The organism is Rhodococcus sp. (in: high G+C Gram-positive bacteria), assembly GCF_049286785.1.
GTDB lineage: Bacteria > Actinomycetota > Actinomycetes > Mycobacteriales > Mycobacteriaceae > Rhodococcus_F.
This window is the reverse complement of sequence record NZ_JBAQEO010000340.1, coordinates 1-3,817: the sequence shown is the minus strand read 5'-3', so window position 1 is coordinate 3,817 and position 3,817 is coordinate 1. Positions and strand designations below refer to the sequence as shown.

Below are 3,817 nucleotides of genomic sequence, written 5' to 3'. Positions count from 1 at the left end.
GTTGACCTCCGCCGGTCGCTTCTGGGTGACCCCACTCTCGTAAGGCAATCGCCTATGTCGGTAACGACGCCCCCGGGGCAGCGACCGCCCGCCGGTGTGACGGCCTACGGCCGGGGCGCCGGCGTGGTCGTTGTCGTTGTCTGCGTTGTCGTTGTCTGCGTTGTCGTTGTCTGCGCTGTCGTTACCTGCGTTGTCGGTACCGGAGTGCTGGTCGGCGGGGCCGAGGCTTCGGCTGTGGTTGATGCCGGCGTGGGGGTCGCGGCAGCGGACGTTGCAGCCGGTGCCGGAGACGGAGACGGTATCACGGCTGCTGGTTTCGCTGCCGACACAGCAGTCGTCACGGACGCTGCGGTCGTCGGCGGTGCGGGCTCGGCCGTCGAACTGTCCGAGATCAGCAGGCTCTTCGGGTCGGTGGTGGACGACCTGACCGTGGTGTTGTCGGCACTCTGTAATGACGAGACGGCACGGGCCTTGGCGGACGGATCGGTGGTGGTGGTCTTCAGGTTCCCCGCATCCGCTTCCTTCGCGAGATGGGTCAGCCAGGCCGCGGCGTATTCGGCGGAGGTCAGCGGCTTTCCGTTGGCCGCATCCGCGTCGCGCCAGTAGTCGAAGTGATGGCCGGTGCCCTCGCCCAGTGTCTGCTGGTACGGATCGCTCATCGCAACCTGGATGGTGTTCTCGTTGTCCGCGATGAACCCGATGATCTCGTTGCGCAACTTCGAGGGTAGATAAACCAATCCTGCTGCCTCGTTCAACGGGATGGGCTGAGTCGACGTGTCCGATACCGACGACGTGGTGGCGGGCTCGTACGCGGGATCGGACACCTTCACCAGGACGTCGAGGAACGTCTCGTCACTCTGCATCCAGTTCTGCTGCGCGGAGATGTCGGCGAACGCCGTGAGAGCGATCCGGCCGAGAACCATCGCGACATCCTGCCCCGTCGCCGGGGTGAGACCTTCGCGCTCGAGCAGGTCGACGTTCAACTGCCGGCCCACGTTGACCGCGAGCTGCAACAACGCGATGTTCTCGGGTGCCGAACAGGTGAGATCACCGTCCGAGCAGAATGATGCCACCTTGCCATCGAGCGCACCGAACCCGCCGGACGTGCCCGGGAGCGCGCCGCTGCCGGGTGCGCTGGCGTTGTGGGTCTGGTAGGCGAGATCGAATCCGTCGGGATTGCGGGACTCGTCTTCGGCGCCGGGGAAGGGGCCCTCTCCCGCTCCGCGTCCCGCATCTGCCAGAATCACCACGCCGACCACAGAGGCGGGGTCGATGATCTCGTAGGACCCGTCCTGCCCGGTCTCCTGGTTTCCGATCTCCATCGCCACTCGCCGCGCCACGTCGGCGCCCTCGCTGTACCCGACGACCGCGAACTTGGTGTTCGGGCACGCGGCCGAGATGGTGCGCATGACGGTTTCGGTGTTGTCCATACCGGCGTTCACCGCGTCCTCGTAGGACGCCATGTTCGCCGGATAGTCGATGTAGACCGCCGCGTAGGAATCGCCTCCGACGGCCTGACGCGGAGCGTTCACCACGGGGTCCACCCAGTGACTGCCGTACTCGGTGGACAAGGAAGCCGGAAGCCGGGTGCCGTCGGGCGCCACCAGCATCTCGTGCGTGCCCTCACGCGGGGCGTCGTTGCGTCCACCGACCGCGATGCTCACCATGTCGTAACACGGGGACGCGGCGGCTGTCATAGCTGTGGCAGTCGTTGTCGGTGAACCCGGGTTCGACCACGGTGCTGCGAGTAGAACCGCCATCCCCAACACACCAGGTGCCATCAAACCCGAGGCGATCCGTCGTCGATGCGCCGTCCGGTGAACTTTCATGGTCAAACCCCATCCGATCGTGGCCCGTGCTGACCACCCCCGTGGGTCTCGCGTAGATGTCAAGAACGTCGGTTATCGCAGCACGTGCGTTACACCCCGGGTGCTCGGCCGCCGGCAACAATCTCGCGCTCCGACACTTGATGGCTATCCGTGGTTCGATCGTTACGTGAGTTATGTTCGGTCGACAGGCCGACGGAATGGATTCACGAGATGAGATTGCTTCGATCGGGTGCGACCGGCATTGTTGTATCGGGGCTGGTGCTGTTCGCGAGTTCGCCGGTGGCCGTTGCCCAGGAGCCACCGGCGGGCACCGATCGGTCGTTGGAATGGCGGCCTTGTCCGGAACTTTCGCTCGTCGAGGTCGGTGAGTGCGCCGAAATCGCGGTGCCCCTGGACTATGCAACCGCCGAAGGAACGAAGATCATGCTGACGGTCAGCCGGATCCCGGCGCAGAACCCGCAGGATCGGCGCGGGGTCCTGTTCGGCAACCCCGGCGGGCCGGGAGGTTCCGCCCTGTCGATGTTCCAGGACACCCCGGCACAGGTATGGCCGGACGAGTTCAGGCAGGAGTGGGACCTCATCGGCGTCCAGCCGAGAGGACTGCTCTACGCCACGCCCGTGCAGTGTGGCGAGCCGGATCTTGCTGATGTGGTCACCGCCGTCACGAACGCCGGTGGCGACCTGAGGGCCCGCTGTGAGGCCGGCACTCCTGGTTACACACGCCATCTGACGACCGAGAACACCGCCCGCGATTTCGACGAGGTCCGCAAGGCACTCGGCGAGGAGCAAATCAGCATCTACGGAATCTCGTATGGAACGTTTCTCGGTTCCACCTACGCCACTCTGTTTCCGCAGCAGACCGATCGGCTGGTTCTCGATTCCGGAGTGAATCCGGAATGGTTGTGGACCCAGGTGCCGATCAGCCAGAGTGAAGGGTACAAGCGAAGGGCCCGTGACCTTTTCCCGTGGATAGCTGCCAACGACGCCACCTACGGTCTCGGCGATACGCCCCTGAAAGTGTATCAGCGCTGGTCGGATCGGGTGGTTGCCGAGGCCGGTGCCGTTCCGACCCTGTCGCCTCCGCCCGCGCAGATCGGTGATGTACCGCCGGGCCTGCAAGCGATCGCCCAGCAGTATCGCGACGGCGTGAATATGACGGCCGATGCCCGAACCCGCTTCGAGGCGTTCATGGCAAAGATCGCCGATCCGGGTGCCACTCAGGCCGCGTCGACTACCTACGGAATGCTCTACCAGGTGGCGCCGAACCGGGACGCCTGGCCCGATATGGCCCTCACCATCCGCGACGGTCCTCCACCCGGGGCCGGAGACATTCCTGAGGAACTGAAACCGCTGGTCGCGAGCGGGATGAATCTGCAGGCCTTGATGCTGTGCAACGAGAATCAAGCTGCAGTCGAGCCGCAGCTGTATCCGGCGTTCCTGTACGAGGCGCTGTGGAACATGGATGTCTTCGACTTGATGGGTTACCAGTACGGTTCGGGTGCCGGCTGCGCAGGCGCGCCGCCCGTAACGAGACCCGTGACGCTGACCGGGCGGTCCCTCGCCACCGCGCCCTTACAGTTGCAGAGTCGGGGGGATCCGCAGACTCCGTACGACGGTGGTCTCGTCCTCGCCGACCAGATGCGGTCCCGCCTCGTCACCGTCGGCGGCGGCGATCACGGAGTGAGCGGCAAGAACAACCCCCCGCTCAACGCCGCCATCGTGGAGTACCTGCGCACCGGGCGCACGTCGGTGACCGAGGTTCCGGAAGCGAACATCCGGATCCGGTGAGACGGCCGTCGATCAGTCCGGTCCGGAGGTTGGGCGGCCACAACCGCACGAAGCCTTCGCGGTGTCAGTCGGGCTGCTCCACCAGTTCGTCCGGTGCGTCCGTCCTGTCGCGGAACATCGCTTCGATGCGGCTCTTGATCTCCAGGGTGCTCATGGAGCCACCCGCTGACGGGTAGCGCACGGTGCCGCGGGCGGACGTT

Annotated in this window: 2 protein-coding genes; one reads left to right on the top strand and one right to left on the bottom strand. The window is 65.4% G+C overall.

Annotation, left to right across the window (positions count from 1 at the left end; translation table 11 throughout):
* Positions 1-104: 104 nt before the first annotated feature.
* Positions 105-1,829: a cutinase family protein gene (locus WAW17_RS12855; RefSeq protein WP_422333350.1), complete on the bottom strand. Its 1,725-nt coding sequence runs from the start codon at positions 1,827-1,829 to the stop codon at positions 105-107.
* Positions 1,830-2,039: 210 nt separating this feature from the next.
* Between WAW17_RS12855 and WAW17_RS12850 the strand changes: the two genes are divergently transcribed.
* Positions 2,040-3,617, top strand: coding sequence for an alpha/beta fold hydrolase (locus WAW17_RS12850; protein WP_422333349.1), 1,578 nt, complete (start codon positions 2,040-2,042; stop codon positions 3,615-3,617).
* The last annotated feature ends 200 nt before the right edge of the window (positions 3,618-3,817 follow it).

Excerpts from the sequence above, each read along its gene's own strand:
- WAW17_RS12855 (WP_422333350.1), bottom strand. The coding sequence starts at position 1,829 with ATGAAAGTTCACCGGACGGCGCATCGACGACGGATCGCCTCGGGTTTG.
- WAW17_RS12850 (WP_422333349.1), top strand. The coding sequence starts at position 2,040 with ATGAGATTGCTTCGATCGGGTGCGACCGGCATTGTTGTATCGGGGCTG.